The following is a 14,210-nucleotide window of genomic DNA, read 5'->3' on the forward strand; positions in this document are numbered from 1 at the left end:
CTGGGAGCCGACAGGGGAGGAGCTCAGTGGTCGATCCGACGCAACCAGCACAGCTCGCCCGTGTGCTCGCCGGCCTGAACCCGGACGTGCCGCTGGCGAGCGGGCTGTGCGACGCGTGCGCGCGCATCCTCGGCGCCCGGGGTGGGGCGCTGACCCTCCTGCCGACGGCGTTCGAGCGGCTGAGCGCCACCACGGCCGACGAGGCGACGCGTCGGCTGGAGGACCTGGAAGAGGTCCTCGGCGAAGGACCGGGCCGGCTCGCGTACGTCCGGAACCGCGGCGTCGCCCTGTCGCTCACGGGTGACGCGCAGGACTTTCCGACGCTGTCGGTGTTCGCGTCCGCGGCTGCGGAGCTCGGCACGTGGGCGTCGGTGGTCGCCGTCCCTCTGCGCCTGGACCGGCGCCCTCTCGGGTCGCTGACGCTCTACCAGGACACCGGCAGCACACCGATCCCCGCCGACGAGGCGCAGCCGCTCGCCGACACGGCGTGCGCCGTGCTGCTCGGGTCACGCGCCCCGCTCGAGCAGCAGTGGCCCGACCAGACGAGGAGGCACCGGGCGATCGGGATGGTGATCGCCCAGCTGCGGGTGGGGCCGGACGACGCGCTGGCCGTCCTCCGTGCGCGCGCCCTGGCGCGCGCGTCCACCCTGGCGTCCGTGATCGACGACGTCCTGGCGCGTCGTCTGACGTTCGGGTCCGCGAAGAGGGCGTGAGACCCCGACGAGTGGGTGATCGGGCGGAAGTGGGCTAGGTTCAGGGCGACGAGTCTGGCCCTGGCTCCTCATCGACACCAAGAACTGGTGGTACGAGGATGACCGTCCACGACGCACCGATCGATCTCCCCCTCGCCCGGGGAACGCGTCAGCTGCCCGGTCGCTACCGGCTCGACCTGGCCACCGACGTGTGGTGGTGGTCGGCGGAGACGTACCACCTGCACGGGTTCGCCCCGGGCGACGTCGTCCCCACGACCGCGCTCGTCCTCGCCCACAAGCACCCGGACGACCGCGACCGCGTGCGGCAGGCGCTCGACGAGGCCCGCCGGACGGGCGAGCCCTTCTCCAGCATGCACCGCATCATGGACGCCCGCGGCCGCGAACGGTTTCTCGTCGTCGTCGGCCAGGGCCGGCGGCGCTCCGACACCGGCGAGGTCGTCGAGCTGCTGGGCTACTTCGTCGACGTCACCCAGGCGGTCCGCGCCGAGGCCGCGTCCCAGGCCGGGCGCGACATCGCCGCTGCCGCGCAGAGCCGTGGACCGATCGAGCAGGCCAAGGGCATGGTCGCGCTCGCCTGCGGCGTCGACCCGGACGAGGCCTACCGACGTCTCCGGCGCGTCTCGAACGACCGCAACGTCCGCCTGCGGGACCTCGCCGAGCAGATCGTCGGGACCGCCGCCTCCCGAGGACCGGCCGTCGTCCAGGACGTCGCCGACCTGTTCGCCTAGCCGTCCTCGAGGGCGGGCAGGGCCCACCGGAGGTACCGTTGAGGAGGGTCGAGGCGCGGCCCGTCGGCGCTACGGCGGAGGCGCTGCGATGGCGACGGAGCTCTCGTGGAGACCTGACACCCCCACGACGGCCGGGATCGACGGCCGCCCAGGCAGGCCTCGGCCCTGCGTGCGGGGCGTCACCTACTGCCTCGAAGGGCCGTGGGCCCTGCGAGGCGCCCTGGACCGGACGGCTCTGGAGTCGTTCTGCGGCGAGCTCGAGTCCATGGCGAGACGCGTGGCGGGCTCGATCGTCGTCGACCTGTCCGGCGTGCGGTCCTGCGACGCGGCAGGGCTCGAGCTCCTGAGCCGGCTCGGACGCGCCGCGCGGCACCCGGTCGTGCTGCGCGCGGTGCCCGTCTGCGTCCGGGAGGTCCTCGCCGGCACCATGACGTCCGGGGTCAGCGTGGAGCCGGACCCGTCCGACGACGCGGCCGCCGGTCGAGCCACCGCGTGAGCCACCTCGGCCCGGTGCTCGGGGAGACCACCACCGCGGAGCTGGCGGACCAGGCCGGGGTCTCGCCGTCGGCGGTCCGGCACTGGCTGCGGAAGAACGCCGTCCGGAGCGGAGCAGGTCCGTGGCGGATCGACGAGGAGACCGCCGCGCGCGCCCTCGAGCACTTCGACTCCACGCGGTCGGCCCGAGAGAGCAGACGGGGCCGGTGCCTCGTCGTCCCGTGCGAGCGGGTGTCCGCCGCCCGCGGTCTCTGCCGCAAGCACTACCTCCGGTGGTACCGCGCCGCACGAGCCGGCGGTCGACGCCCGGGGCGGGGACCCGCGGCGGACGGTGGCTGACGCGCCGACCGACCCGCTCGTCCCTCAGGCTCCCGGTGCGTAGAACCACCCGTGGAACGCGCTGCGAGCCCGTTGCGGGAGCACGCGCGACATGAGGAGCATCGTCTTGCCCGCCGACCCCGTGGTGACCTCGGGCCGGCCGGCCGCGAGCGCGTCGACGGCCTTGCGCGCCACCATGGCCGCGCTCGGTTTCGGCAGCCGGCCCACGCGCGTTCGGCGCATCCCGGCCTCGGCGAAGAACGGGGTGCGCGTCGGACCGGGCAGGAGCGCGGTCACGGTGACGCCGGTGCCGGTCAGCTCGCCCCGCAGCGACCAGGCGAACGAGCGGAGGAACGCCTTCGACGCCGCGTAGGTCCCGAACAGCGGTGCCGGCATGGTCCCGGCGACCGACGACGTGACGAGCAGCCGCCCGTCGCCCTGCGCGAGGAGCTCCGGCAGGAGCAGGTGGGTGAGGTGCACGACGGACCGGACGTTGAGGTCGACCAGCCCGAGCTCGGCCTCGAGCGGTGTCCGGGCGAACGGCCCGTGGACCCCGACGCCGGCGTTGAGCACGAGCGTCCGCACGCCGAGCGAGCGGGCACGGGCCGCGGCCGCCTCCACGCCGGCCGGGGTCGTCAGGTCGACCTCGAGCCCGGTCACGCCGACGCTGCCGCGGCCACCGCGGCCGCCCAGGCGCCGGACCGTCTCGTCGACGTCCCGGTCCGCGACGACGAGCACGTCGTGGCCGCGGTCGACGAGCTCGCGCGCGATCGCGAGCCCGATGCCGCTCGTCGCGCCGGTGACCAGCGCGACGTCGTGGTCCGCGGGCTCGGCGGGACCTCGCCGGGACCCGGGGCTCACGCCGCCCCCGAGGCGCCGCCCGACGGTCCGGACAGACCGGTCGCCGTCCAGTCGTCGTCCTCGTCCTCGGACCCCAGCGCGACGTCGGCCGGGGGCTCGCGCAGCGCCTGCGCGAGGTGGCCCCCGAGGTACGCGCTCGCTCCCGCGACGCCGTAGGCGAGCAGGGAGACCGCGACGCCCGCGCGCCGTCGGCCCGCGCGCCGCAGGAGCCATGACGCCCCGTACAGGAGCGACACGCCGCCGTTCAGCGTCGCGTGGACCGAGCCCACACGACGGGCCCGCTCGTCGACCGCGAGGTAGTCGGCCAGCCCGGTGAGGGCGGTCGGTACCGCGGCGAGGAGGCCGAGGCCCACGAGGCGCTGCGCGGCGGGCGCGCTGCGCTCGCCGCCGGCGAGGTCGAGCACCGCCGCGCTCGTCCACAGGCCGACCGGGACGTCGGTGAGCGTCGAGTGCAGGGCGTGGCCGAGCGACCGGCCGTGGAGCTCCTCGCGGAGCCTGCCGTGCGCGGGCACGACGGCGAGGGCGACACCGCGGACGATGCCGGAGAGGCCGTCGACGCTCGACGACTCCTCGAGCCGTCGCACGGCGCTCAGGAGGACGGGGACATCCGTCGGTTCGGTGGACATGGCGCTCCTCGGTCGGGTGCGCGCAGGTCTCGACGCCTCTCTGCGTCGACCGTAGGCAGGATCCGGACGGCCCGCTCGCTCAGGAGCCGGGGACGGAGTCGTCGTCGGTGACCACGAGCGCCCGCAGGACGGTCTCGGCGACCTCGCGCCGGCTCACGTTGCGGTGCTGCGAGGCGGACTCCAGGATGCGCCGCGCCTCCTCCTCGCTGCAGCCGTTGGTGTGCATGACGGCACCGACGGCACGCTCGACGGCGACGACGTCGGTCATCTCGCGGTAGAGGCCGGCCGTGCGGTCCTCCAGCTCGGCGAGCTCGAGGTGCAGCCGGACGGCGGAGGCGACGAGCTGGGCGTACGAGTCGGCTGCCGCGAGCAGACGGTCCGTCCAGGGGTCGGGGGACCGCGAGTAGAGGTTGAGCGCGACGCCGACGTCCGGTTCCACCTGGGCCGGGACACCGAGCGAGGACACGAACCCTTCGCGCACGGCCTGGTCGCGCCACGCCTCCCAGCGGTCCTCCGTGGCGATGGCGGGCACGAGGACGGCCGTCGTGCTGCCCACCGCGTCGATGCACGGCCCGGCGTTGGCGAGCGCCTCGGCCTGGTCGCACCGTGCCGCGGCGGCGGTGCTGCTCCCCGCGCGCAGGCTGAGACCGTGCTCGCGCAGGGTGATGCTCACCTCGAGGTCGGCACCGAGGACCGCGGCCGCCCGCTGGGCGAACTCGGACGGGTAGCGGGAGATGCTCATGGGGTCCGTCCTGTCTGACGGTGCACGTCGGTGTCCTGCGACCGCGGCCGCCGTGTCGGCATGGTGACGGTCGGAGGACCGTCCTGACCTTCACCGTACGCACCGGGCGTGCGCTCGCACCGCGGGGTGCGCGTGCCGCTGCGAGCGCGAGCCGTCGTGCCCATGCTGGACGGACGACCGACCGACCGAGACGGGAGCACCCATGACGGACCAGACCACGCCGCAGGACCCGACCACGCAGCACCCCGAGCCGGAGCAGCCGGCCGACGACCTCCAGCCGCCCGGTCGCACGGGGGACATGTCGCAGGAGCCCGACCACGGCGAGGAGTCCTACGAGGGCTCGGGCCGCCTCGAGGGCAAACGGGCGCTCATCACGGGCGGCGACTCCGGCATCGGGCGCGCGGTCGCGATCGCGTTCGCGCGCGAGGGCGCCGACGTCGCGATCTCCTTCCTGCCCGAGGAGGAGGAGGACGCCCGCACGACGGCGCGCTGGGTCGAGCAGGCGGGCCGGAAGGCCGTGCTGCTGCCGGGCGACATCCGGGACGAGGCCTTCTGCCGACAGCTCGTCGCGGACGCGGTGGCGGGCCTGGGCGGCCTCGACGTGCTCGTCAACAACGCCGCCTACCAGATGGCCCAGGACGACGGGCTGCGCGGCATCACGACGGACCAGCTCGACCGCGTGCTCAAGACGAACGTCTACGCGCTGTTCTGGATCACGAAGGCGGCGCTCGACCACCTCCCGCGCGGCGGGTCCATCATCAACACGACGTCGATCCAGGCGTCGCAGCCCAGCCCTCAGCTGCTCGACTACGCGTCGACGAAGGCCGCGATCCTGAACTTCACGCGGGGCCTGTCGCAGCAGCTCGCGGAGGAGGGCATCCGCGTCAACGCGGTCGCGCCGGGGCCGATCTGGACGCCGCTCATCCCGGCGACCATGCCCGAGGAGAAGGTCGAGCAGTTCGGCGGCGACACGCCGCTCGGCCGCGCGGGGCAGCCGGCGGAGCTCGCCCCCGCGTACGTCTTCTTCGCCTCGCAGGAGTCCAGCTACATCACGGGCGACCGCCTGGGCGTCACGGGCGGCCGGCTGCTCTGAGCCGTCCGCCGGGCCGGCGTCGGGCGTCCCTGGCACGTCCCGGTCGCGTCTCGGGTCCGTCCCGAGATGCGACCGGGAGGACGTCGGTCGAGGCTGGACGCACGTTCGACGCGTCGAGAACGAGGCGCGTGCCGGGGTCGTCCGGGCACGCGGTGCCGTGCCGTGGCGGCCGACTCTCTCGAAGGAGAGACCCATGTTCTTCCACCGTCAAGAGCTTCAGCACAGCGCCAAGCCCGACAAGCCCGACGCCGTCTACGCCCGCAAGCTCCAGGAGGTGCTCGGCGGTCAGTACGGCGAGATCACCGTCGCCATGCAGTACGGGTTCCAGTCGTGGAACGCCCACCTGCCGGGGAAGTACCGCGACCTCCTCTACGGCATCGGTGCGGAGGAGATGGGTCACGTCGAGATGCTCGCGACGATGATCGCCCAGCTGCTCGAGAAGGCGCCCGTGGGCATCGTCGAGGGCGCGATGCAGGACGACCCGACGATCGCGGCGGTCATCGGCGGGACGGACCCGCAGCACGCGATCGTCGCGGGTGCGGGCGCGCGTCCGGTCGACTCGAACGGCAACCCGTGGACGGCCGGCTACATCACCGCGAGCGGCAACATGCTCGCCGACTTCACGGCCAATGCGAACGCCGAGATGCAGGGCCGGCTCCAGGTCGCGCGGCTGTACCACATGACCGACGACGCGGGCGTGAAGGACCTCCTCTCGTTCCTCCTCGCGCGCGACACGATGCACCAGAACCAGTGGCTCGCCGCGGCCCAGGAGCTGCGCGACGAGGGGATCGAGGAGCTCCCCGTCCCGAGCACGTTCCCGCTGAAGCAGGAGGACCGGTCGGTGTCGTACCAGTACATCAACTTCTCCGACGGCGAGCACGCGTCCGAGGGCCGCTGGGCGAGCGGTCCGACCCCGGACGGCAAGGGCGAGTTCGAGTACGTCCCGACGCCGCCGGCCGGCGTCCCGATGCCGCCGCCCACCCAGCCCGACGAGCGGTTCCACGGCACCACGCCGAAGCCGTCCGGGCTCGAGAAGGCCGCAGGGGTCGTCAAGGACGCCCTGCACAAGGGCTGAGGGGGTCGTCATGACTGCCGCATCGACCTCCGGCGCCTCGGGCGCCTCCGCGCGCCCGGCGCGCGCGCACCGCGGGGTGCACCAGTACCTCGCCCTCGTCATCGGTGTCGTCTACCTCCTCGTGGGAGCGGTGGGGTTCGCGATCACCGGGTTCGACGACTGGACCGTGCACGACCACTCGCAGACCCTCCTCGGGTTCGCCATCAACCCGCTGCACAACGTCGTCCACCTCGTCATCGGCCTGCTCGGCGTCCTGATGTGGAGCCGGTCGGCCAGCGCACGCACCTACGGGTGGATCCTCGCGATCGGGTACGGGGCGGCGTTCGTCTACGGCCTGGTCGTGGTGAACGACCCCGAGGCGAACCTGCTCAACATCAACGGTGCCGACAACGTCCTGCACGCGGTGAGCGCCGTCGCCGGTCTCGCCATCGCGCTCTGGCCCGTCCGGAAGGACACGACCGCGACCACGGGCACGACGACGACGGCTCGTCGCCCGTGACGGACACCCCCGTCGACCTGACGACGAGCGAGACCGGGCGCGTCCTGCAGGGCGTGCTCGGTCCGCTCGTCGCCCAGGGCGCCATCGTCCGACGGCCGTCCATGACCGCCTGGGCGGAGCGCCGGCAGGTCGACCGGCGCGCGCGTCGCCTGCTGCGCGAGCTGCGCGACCGGTACGACGGCGCGCCGCTCGCCCTGCGGCTCGGCGGCCGCCGCCTGGTGCTCGCCATGGGGCCGCAGCACGTAAAGCGGCTCCTCGACGGCTCTCCCGACCCGTACACGCCGGCTTCGTGGGAGAAGCGGGGCGCGCTCGCGCACTTCCAGCCGGACGGCGTCCTCATCTCCTCGACGGACGACCGTCGCACCCGGCGTCCTCTCAACGAGCACCTCCTCGACATGCGCGAGCCCGTGCACGCCGACGGCGGCGCGTTCACGGCCGTCGTCGACCGCGAGATGCGCGAGCTCGCGGACGTGGTCGAGAGGACCGGCCGTCTCGACTGGGACACGTTCGCGGCGGCGTGGTGGCGGGCGGTGCGGACGCTCGTGCTCGGCAGCGCGGCGCGCGACGACGAGCAGCTCAGCGCGCTGCTCGAGGCGCTGCGCCGGGACGGCAACTGGTCGTGGTTCCGGCCGCGTCGCCCGTGGCTGCGGGCCGGCCTGGAGCGACGCATCGCCGAGCACGTCGCGGTCGCCGAGCCGGGCACGCTCGCAGCGCGCGGTCGCGACGTCGGCGGGGCGGACGCCGTGCGCGGCCAGATCCCGCACTGGCTCTTCGCGTTCGACGCCGCGGGCGCCGCGACGTTCCGCGCGCTGGCCGTCGCCTCCGCGCGGCCCGAGGTGCAGGAGCGGCTCGTGACCGAGCTCGTGACGTCCGGGCGGGGACCGAGCGTCCTGCCCTACGGGCGCGGGTGCGTGCTCGAGGCGGTCCGCCTGTGGCCGACGACGCTCGCGGTCCTCCGCGACGCGACCCGCCCCGTGCGGTGGGGCACGCGCACGCTCCCGGCCGGCACCGGCTTCGTCGTGCTCAGCGCGTTCTTCCACCGCGACGGCGACCGGCTCGGGTTCGCGGACGCGTTCGAGCCGGAGGCCTGGCTCGACGGGCGTGCGGACGCCGACTGGGGGATCGTGCCGTTCAGCGGCGGACCCGTCTCGTGCCCGGGTCGGAACGTCGTCCTGCTCGTCGCGTCGCACGCACTCGCCCGGCTCGCGACGCTCGACCTGAACGTGGGCCGCGGGCGCTACCTCGCGGACGACCCGCTGCCCTGCACGGTCGACCACCTCGGCCTGCGGTTCGGGACCCGGTCCGGCCTGCGGCCGGAGACCGCGCGGGGCGGCGTCGCGGTCACCGGGGCGACAGCGGCCTGACGGCGTGACCGCGGCCTGGACGACGCCGGGGTGCGAGCCCGGTGGCGCGCAGCCAGCCGTGACGTCCTCAGCGGCGCTGGGCCTCGTGCAGGACCGTGCTCGCGGTGCCGGTCAGCGACGTGCCCTCGCGCTCGGCGCGGTCGACCAGCTCGTCGTAGGCGGCGGAGACGTCGATGCCGAGCCGGTGGGCCAGCGCGCCCTTGGCCTGCTCGATCACGACCCGGTCGCGGAGCGCCCGCTCGATGGTCCGGCCGAAGTCCAGCCTGCTGAGGCGGAGGGGCTGGCCGACGACGAGGGTGAGCATGTCCGCGCACGCCTGCACCGCGCGACGCTGCTCGTCGTCGAGAGCGCGCGCCTCGCGCCCGAAGACGTTGAGACCTCCCACGACGCCGCCCTGCCACGCGAGGGGCGCCGCGTACACGGAGTGGAACCCCGCGGCCACGATCGCCGGGCCCACGGTCGGCCAGCGGTCCTCCAGCTCCTGCCGGCCGACCGCCTCGACGGGCCGGCCCGCCTCGACCACGTCGACGCACGGACCCTCGTCGCGCTGGGACTGGAACGCCTCGAGGTGCTCGGTGGTGTGCGACGTGGTGGTCAGCGTCTCCAGCCGTCCCTCCGAGCGCACGAGGAGACCGGCGGCGTCCGCACCGGCGAACAGCACGGCGTCACGGGTGAGCTGCGCGAGCAGGTCGGTGACGTCGTGGTCGCCCAGGAGCGCCCGGGCCGCGTCGGCGAGGGATTCGGTGGGGGTGCGCGGCGTCATGGCTCCTCGGTCCTCTCTGTCGTGACCGCGTCGGTCTCGTCGTAGGTGAAGGCGACCCGGCGCGCGACGACGTCGTCCGCGACGTCCTCGAGCGTGGCGGGGGTCGCGAAGGCGTGCGCGCGGAGGACCGCGAGCGCGTCGCGCGGGGAGATGCGCAGCTGTGCGGTGACCATGCCCGTCGCCTGGTGGATCCGGGCCCTGGCCGACCAGTCGATCGACTCGAGCTCGCCGAGCAGCGCCGTCCCGACGGCGTCCGCGAGGAACTGGACGTCCTCGGGGTCGCGCGCGAGCCCGCCCGAGGTGACGTAGAGGCTGAGCACGCCGATGGGACGGCCCCCGACGCGCATGGGGACCGCGTACGCGGTCGCCGGCCCGCTCAGGGAGGCCACGAGGTGCGAGAACACGGGGAACTTCTCGTCCGTGGGGCTGCCGCCGTCGAGCTCGGTGACGACGATCCGGTCCTCGTCCAGCGCGAGCTGGCCCGGACCTTCGCCGAGCAGCTCCTCGAGGTCCTCGATCTCCGCCGACATGCCGTCGGACGAGCTGACCGTCACGCGGTCCTCGGGCGTGGCGCGCACGGTGAGCGCGCCGCTCTGCGCCCCGAGGATCTCGACGCACGCGCGGCACAGCCTCGACGGCATCGCCATGTCGGCATCGATGCCGGCGAGCGACCGTGCGAGCAGCCCGAGCAGCACCGACGCGTCCACAACTGCCCTCCGTCCTGCCGGCCGTCACCCTGCCGACCCGACCCAGTTTTCCATCGATCCGCGTGCTCGCGCGTCAGCGCTCGCGCTCGTCGACGATGTCGCCGTGGCCTCCTGGCGCCAGGGAGCGCAGGATCGACTCGGCGATCTCGCGCTCGCTCACGCCGCGGTGGCCGGAGGCCGACCGCAGGACCTTCCGGGCGTCGTCGGGCGAGCACGAGTTGGTCTCCATGATCGCCCCGACGGCCCGCTCGACGGCGACGCCGTCCGACATGGCGCGGTACAGCCCGGCCGCCGCGTCCTCGACGTCGGCGAACTGCAGGTGCAGCCGCACGCCCGCGGCGACGAGGCACGCGCACGCGTGGGCCGTCCCGAGCAGCGGCGCCTCCCAGCCCTCGGGGGAGCGGGAGTACAGGTTGAGCGCGACGGCCATGCCGGGGACCACCTCGGACGGGACGGCGACGGCCTTGGCGAAGCCCTCGTGCGCCGTCTGCGCGCGCCACGCGTCCCAGCGGGACTCCTCCGCCACGTCCGCGACGACGACGACCGACCCGGCGACCATCGCGTCGATGCAGGGCCCCGCGTCGGCCCGGGCCTCCGCCTGGTCGCACCGCGCCGCACCGGCGGCGCTGCTGCCGGCCCGGAGGGTGATGCCGTGCTCCCGCACGGTGATGGAGGCCTCGACGTCGCCGCCGAGGGCGGCCGCGGCGCGCGCCGCGTACTCGTCGAGATAGCGGGAGAGAGCCATGGTGTGCGTCCCGTCTGGCGGCCGACGCCAGTCGCGAGTCCGCCGCGCTGGTGGGTCCGTCACGGTCTCTCGGTGCCGGGGCGAGGTGGTGTCTCCCCGAACTTCCACGGTACGCCTCCGCATGGGTTGCCAGTGCCCCGGACCTGGCTACCGTCGGACCATGGTGACCGTGACCCGCACCGCGCGCTGCTCGAAGGACGCGGTGCTCGCCGTGCTCGCCGACGGCTGGACGTACTCGACCTGGGTCGTGGGCACGGCCCGCATCCGCGCGGTCGACGCCGGCTGGCCCGCTCCGGGCTCGCGCATCCTGCACTCGGTGGGGCTGTGGCCCGCGCTCCTCGACGACGAGACCGTGGTCCGGGCGTGGGACCCGGCCGGATCCCTGGACATCCAGGCGCGCGGCTGGCCCGCCGGGGAGGCGCGCGTCCGGATCGACGTCGTCGACGCAGGCGCCGGCACGTGCCGCGTCCGGATCGTCGAGGACGCCGACCGCGGTCCGGGCACGCTCGTGCCGAAGCCCGTGCGCAGCGCGGCGATCGCACCGCGCAACCGCGAGACCCTGCGCCGCCTGGCGTTCCTCGCCGAGCGGCGCACGCCCTGAGCGTCAGGGCTCTCGCAGGAGGCGGCCCCACGCGGAGCGCGCCAGGGCGCGCGGGAGGGACTGCCACCGGCTCGACGCGCCGAGCGCCGCTCGCGCGGCGTTCCAGCCGCACGCGCCGTGCACGCCTCCGCCGGGGTGCGCCGACGCGCTCGCGAGAAAGAGCCCGGCGACCGGGGTCTCGGGACGCCCGAGGCCGGGGGTCGGGCGGAGGAACAGCTGCTGGTGGATGGCGGACGTCCCGCCGTTGACCGCCCCGCCGACGAGGTTGGCGTCGGCCTGCTCGAGGTCGCGCGGGCTCTGGACGAACCGGCCGACGACGGCGTCGCGGAAGCCGGGCGCGACGCGCTCCACGGCGTCCTCCATGCGGGCCACCTCCTCCTCGACGGCGTCGGGGGTCCACGTGATCCCGTGCGGGACGTGGGTGTAGGCCCACGCCGACTCGGTCCCGCGCGGCGAGCGCGACGGGTCCGACGTCGTCATCTGGCCGAGGACGAGGAACGGGCGCCCGGGCACCCGGCCCTTCGACAGGTCGGCGGCGACGTCGACGAAGCCGAGCCGGTCGACGCCGAGGTGCACGGTCCCCGCGCCGACGGCTCCCTCGGCCGCCCACGGCAGCGGGCGGTCGAGGGCCCAGTTGAGCTTGAACGTCGGGTGGTCCCACTGGAACCGTTCGAGGTCGCGCACGAGGCGCGCGGGCAGGTGCCCCGCGCCCACGAGGTCCCGGTAGAGCGACGGCGCGGTGACGTCGGCGAGCACGGCGCGGCGGGCGCGCACGTGCTCGCCCTGCGCCGTGCGCACGCCCACCGCGCGACCGCCCGCGACGTGCACCCGGTCGACGCGGGCGCCCGTGACGAGCTCCCCGCCGCCCGCGGCGAGCCGCGACGCGAGCGCCTCGGCGAGCATCCCCGCCCCGCCGACGGGCACGGGGAAGCCGACGTCCTGGCCGAGCATCGCGAGCAGCCAGCCGAACACGCCGCTGCCGCCCGCGTCCGGCGGGACGTCGGCGTGCATCGCGTTGCCCGTGAGCAGCAGCCCGCCGCCCTCGCCGCGGAACGTCTCGTCCGCCAGGCGCCGGACGGGCAGCGTGGCCAGGCGCGCGAGGTCGAGGGCGCCCGGCACGCCGAGCCGGCGGAGCAGCCGCACGACCGGGCCGGCGGCGGGCAGGGGGCTGAACAGCGCGTCGAGCAGAGGGTCGCGCACCCGCGTCCAGGACGCGAACATCCGCAGCCAGGCCTCCCCGTCGCCCGGGGCGAAGGCCTCGAGCCCCGCTGCCGTGTCGTCGGGGTCGTCGTGCAGCACGGCGGCGCGGCCGTCGTCGAGCGCGTGCGCGAGCACGGCCGGCGCGCGCGACCACGCGAGACCGTGGTCCTCCAGGTGCAGGCCCCGGATCACGGACGAGCCGGCGGCGAGCGGGTAGAACGCGCTGAACAGGTCGGTCCGGAAGCCGGGCGCGGCCACCTCGGCCGTGCGGACGGCACCGCCGGGCGTGTCCTGCGCCTCCAGCACGAGGACGTCCCACCCCGCGTCGACGAGCGCGTTCGCGGCGACGAGGCCGTTCGGCCCCGCGCCGACGACGACCGCGTCTACCGTGCGCACGGTCGGCCGGTCCCGCTCGTCCGGCCGGCTCCGAGGCGGAGCCGGCTCATCCCGTGGCCTTCGCCCAGGGGTCGAGCACGACCTTGATGCACCCGTCCTCCTTGCGCTGGAACGTCCGGTAGGCCTCGGGCGCCTCCTCGAGCGACACACGGTGGGTGCGCAGGTCGAGCGCGCCGAGGGGGTCCGCGTCGTCCTGGACGAGGGGCAGGATGTCGTCGGTCCAGCGCCGCACGTTGGCCTGGCCCATGCGCAGCGTCACCTGCTTGTCGAACAGCTGCATCATGGGCAGCGGGTCCTTCGCCCCGCCGTAGACGCCGGAGATCGACACGGTCCCGCCGCGCCGCACGACGTCGATCGCGGTGTAGAGCGCGGCGAGCCGGTCCGTGCCGGCACGCTCGGTGAGCGGCGCGGCGACGGCGTCGGGCAGCATGCCGACGACCTTCTGCGTCGCCTCGGCGACGGGCGACCCGTGCGCCTCCATCCCGACGGCGTCGATCACCGAGTCCGGCCCGCGGCCGCCCGTGAGGTCGCGGATCGCGGAGGCGAGGTCGTCGACCGTCGTCGGGTCGACCGTGCGCACGCCGTGCCGGTGGGCCATCGCCCGCCGCTCGGGCACCGGGTCCACGCCGACGACGAGCCCGGCGCCCCGGTGCCGCGCGACCCGGGCCGCCATCTGCCCGATGGGGCCGAGCCCGAGCACGGCCACGCTCCCGCCCTCCGGGACGTCCGCGTACTCGACGGCCTGCCACGCGGTGGGCAGCACGTCCGAGAGGTAGAGGTACCGCTCGTCGGGGGTGCCGTCGTCGGGCACGACGACCGGCCCGTACTGCGCCTGCGGGACGCGCAGGTACTGCGCCTGGCCGCCGGGGACCTGGCCGTAGAGCTTCGTGTACCCGAACAGGGCCGCGCCCTTGTCCTGCGAGTGGACCTGCGTCGTCTCGCACTGGGTCTGCAGTCCGCGGCTGCACATCCAGCAGTGCCCGCACGCGATGTTGAACGGCACGACGACGCGGTCGCCCACCTTGAGGTCGCCCGCCGCCGACCCCACCTCCTCGACGACGCCCATGGCCTCGTGCCCGAGCACGTCGCCGCTGTCGAGGAACATCCCCAGCACGCCGTACAGGTGCAGGTCGGAGCCGCAGATCGCCGTCGACGTCACGCGCACGACGGCGTCGGTCGGCTCCTCGATCCGGGGGTCGGGGACGTCCTCGACGCTCACGCTCTCGCGTCCCTGCCAGGTCAGTGCTCGCACGGTGTCTCCTTCGGGTGGTGGTGCGGGTGGTG

The 14,210-nt window shown here is 74.9% G+C and carries 17 protein-coding genes; 9 read left to right on the plus strand and 8 right to left on the minus strand.

From position 1 onward, the window contains the following. Positions 1-26: 26 nt before the first annotated feature. The 4 genes from ACWPWV_RS07870 (at position 27) to ACWPWV_RS07885 (ending at position 2,275) form a co-directional block, all read left to right on the plus strand. Entirely contained in the window at positions 27-713 is a 687-nt protein-coding gene (locus tag ACWPWV_RS07870; protein WP_454042363.1) for a GAF domain-containing protein, read from the plus strand. Positions 714-811: 98 nt separating this feature from the next. After that, entirely contained in the window at positions 812-1,441 is a 630-nt protein-coding gene (locus tag ACWPWV_RS07875) for a PAS and ANTAR domain-containing protein (protein ID WP_454042364.1), read from the plus strand. A 169-nt stretch (positions 1,442-1,610) separates the two neighbouring features. Continuing rightward, positions 1,611-1,937, plus strand: a complete 327-nt coding sequence (locus tag ACWPWV_RS07880) for an STAS domain-containing protein (RefSeq protein WP_454042365.1) — start codon at positions 1,611-1,613, stop codon at positions 1,935-1,937. Continuing rightward, positions 1,934-2,275, plus strand: a complete 342-nt coding sequence (locus ACWPWV_RS07885) for a hypothetical protein (protein WP_454042366.1) — start codon at positions 1,934-1,936, stop codon at positions 2,273-2,275. The genes ACWPWV_RS07880 and ACWPWV_RS07885 overlap by 4 nt, the downstream gene beginning before the upstream one ends. Positions 2,276-2,299: 24 nt before the next feature. On the opposite strand, the gene ACWPWV_RS07890 is transcribed toward ACWPWV_RS07885, so the two are convergent. The 3 genes from ACWPWV_RS07890 to ACWPWV_RS07900 all read right to left on the minus strand — a co-directional run bounded on the left by ACWPWV_RS07890 (position 2,300) and on the right by ACWPWV_RS07900 (position 4,483). Further along, positions 2,300-3,115: an SDR family NAD(P)-dependent oxidoreductase gene (locus ACWPWV_RS07890; protein ID WP_454042367.1), complete on the minus strand. Its 816-nt coding sequence runs from the start codon at positions 3,113-3,115 to the stop codon at positions 2,300-2,302. Beyond that, the gene (locus tag ACWPWV_RS07895; RefSeq protein WP_454042368.1) at positions 3,112-3,741 is read right to left on the minus strand and encodes a DUF2231 domain-containing protein; all 630 of its coding nucleotides are present in this window, start codon (positions 3,739-3,741) and stop codon (positions 3,112-3,114) included. The genes ACWPWV_RS07890 and ACWPWV_RS07895 overlap by 4 nt, the downstream gene beginning before the upstream one ends. 79 nt (positions 3,742-3,820) lie before the next feature. Next, a complete protein-coding gene (locus ACWPWV_RS07900; RefSeq protein WP_454042369.1) occupies positions 3,821-4,483 on the minus strand; it encodes an ANTAR domain-containing protein in 663 nt (220 codons plus the stop codon). A 202-nt stretch (positions 4,484-4,685) separates the two neighbouring features. Here ACWPWV_RS07900 and ACWPWV_RS07905 point away from each other — a divergent pair, with 202 nt between their 5' ends. From ACWPWV_RS07905 to ACWPWV_RS07920, 4 genes are all read left to right on the plus strand, one after another. Continuing rightward, positions 4,686-5,576, plus strand: coding sequence for an SDR family oxidoreductase (locus ACWPWV_RS07905; protein WP_454042370.1), 891 nt, complete (start codon positions 4,686-4,688; stop codon positions 5,574-5,576). A gap of 193 nt (positions 5,577-5,769) precedes the next feature. Continuing rightward, the gene (locus ACWPWV_RS07910; protein ID WP_454042371.1) at positions 5,770-6,651 is read left to right on the plus strand and encodes a manganese catalase family protein; all 882 of its coding nucleotides are present in this window, start codon (positions 5,770-5,772) and stop codon (positions 6,649-6,651) included. Positions 6,652-6,661: 10 nt separating this feature from the next. Continuing rightward, complete coding sequence (locus ACWPWV_RS07915; protein WP_454042372.1) at positions 6,662-7,150, plus strand: DUF4383 domain-containing protein; 489 nt, start codon at positions 6,662-6,664, stop codon at positions 7,148-7,150. Beyond that, positions 7,147-8,514 (plus strand): cytochrome P450, encoded by a 1,368-nt coding sequence (locus ACWPWV_RS07920; protein ID WP_454042373.1) that lies wholly within the window; start codon positions 7,147-7,149, stop codon positions 8,512-8,514. Before ACWPWV_RS07915 ends, ACWPWV_RS07920 begins: the two co-directional genes overlap by 4 nt. Positions 8,515-8,581: 67 nt before the next feature. Here the strand turns inward: ACWPWV_RS07920 and ACWPWV_RS07925 are convergent, their stop codons facing one another. The 3 genes from ACWPWV_RS07925 to ACWPWV_RS07935 all read right to left on the minus strand — a co-directional run bounded on the left by ACWPWV_RS07925 (position 8,582) and on the right by ACWPWV_RS07935 (position 10,729). Continuing rightward, complete coding sequence (locus ACWPWV_RS07925) at positions 8,582-9,277, minus strand: GAF and ANTAR domain-containing protein (protein WP_454042374.1); 696 nt, start codon at positions 9,275-9,277, stop codon at positions 8,582-8,584. Further along, positions 9,274-9,984 carry an ANTAR domain-containing protein gene (locus tag ACWPWV_RS07930; RefSeq protein ID WP_454042375.1) on the minus strand — a complete coding sequence of 237 codons (711 nt, stop codon included), beginning with the start codon at positions 9,982-9,984 and terminating at the stop codon, positions 9,274-9,276. Before ACWPWV_RS07930 ends, ACWPWV_RS07925 begins: the two co-directional genes overlap by 4 nt. Before the next feature lie 73 nt (positions 9,985-10,057). After that, positions 10,058-10,729 carry an ANTAR domain-containing protein gene (locus tag ACWPWV_RS07935; RefSeq protein ID WP_454042376.1) on the minus strand — a complete coding sequence of 224 codons (672 nt, stop codon included), beginning with the start codon at positions 10,727-10,729 and terminating at the stop codon, positions 10,058-10,060. A gap of 160 nt (positions 10,730-10,889) precedes the next feature. Here ACWPWV_RS07935 and ACWPWV_RS07940 point away from each other — a divergent pair, with 160 nt between their 5' ends. Beyond that, a complete protein-coding gene (locus ACWPWV_RS07940; protein WP_454042377.1) occupies positions 10,890-11,330 on the plus strand; it encodes an SRPBCC family protein in 441 nt (146 codons plus the stop codon). A 3-nt stretch (positions 11,331-11,333) separates the two neighbouring features. On the opposite strand, the gene ACWPWV_RS07945 is transcribed toward ACWPWV_RS07940, so the two are convergent. Continuing rightward, positions 11,334-12,926: a phytoene desaturase family protein gene (locus ACWPWV_RS07945; protein ID WP_454042378.1), complete on the minus strand. Its 1,593-nt coding sequence runs from the start codon at positions 12,924-12,926 to the stop codon at positions 11,334-11,336. Between the two features lie 46 nt (positions 12,927-12,972). Further along, positions 12,973-14,178 (minus strand): zinc-dependent alcohol dehydrogenase, encoded by a 1,206-nt coding sequence (locus ACWPWV_RS07950; RefSeq protein ID WP_454042379.1) that lies wholly within the window; start codon positions 14,176-14,178, stop codon positions 12,973-12,975. Positions 14,179-14,210: the final 32 nt, after the last annotated feature.

Source organism: Cellulosimicrobium sp. Marseille-Q8652 (assembly GCF_965112045.1).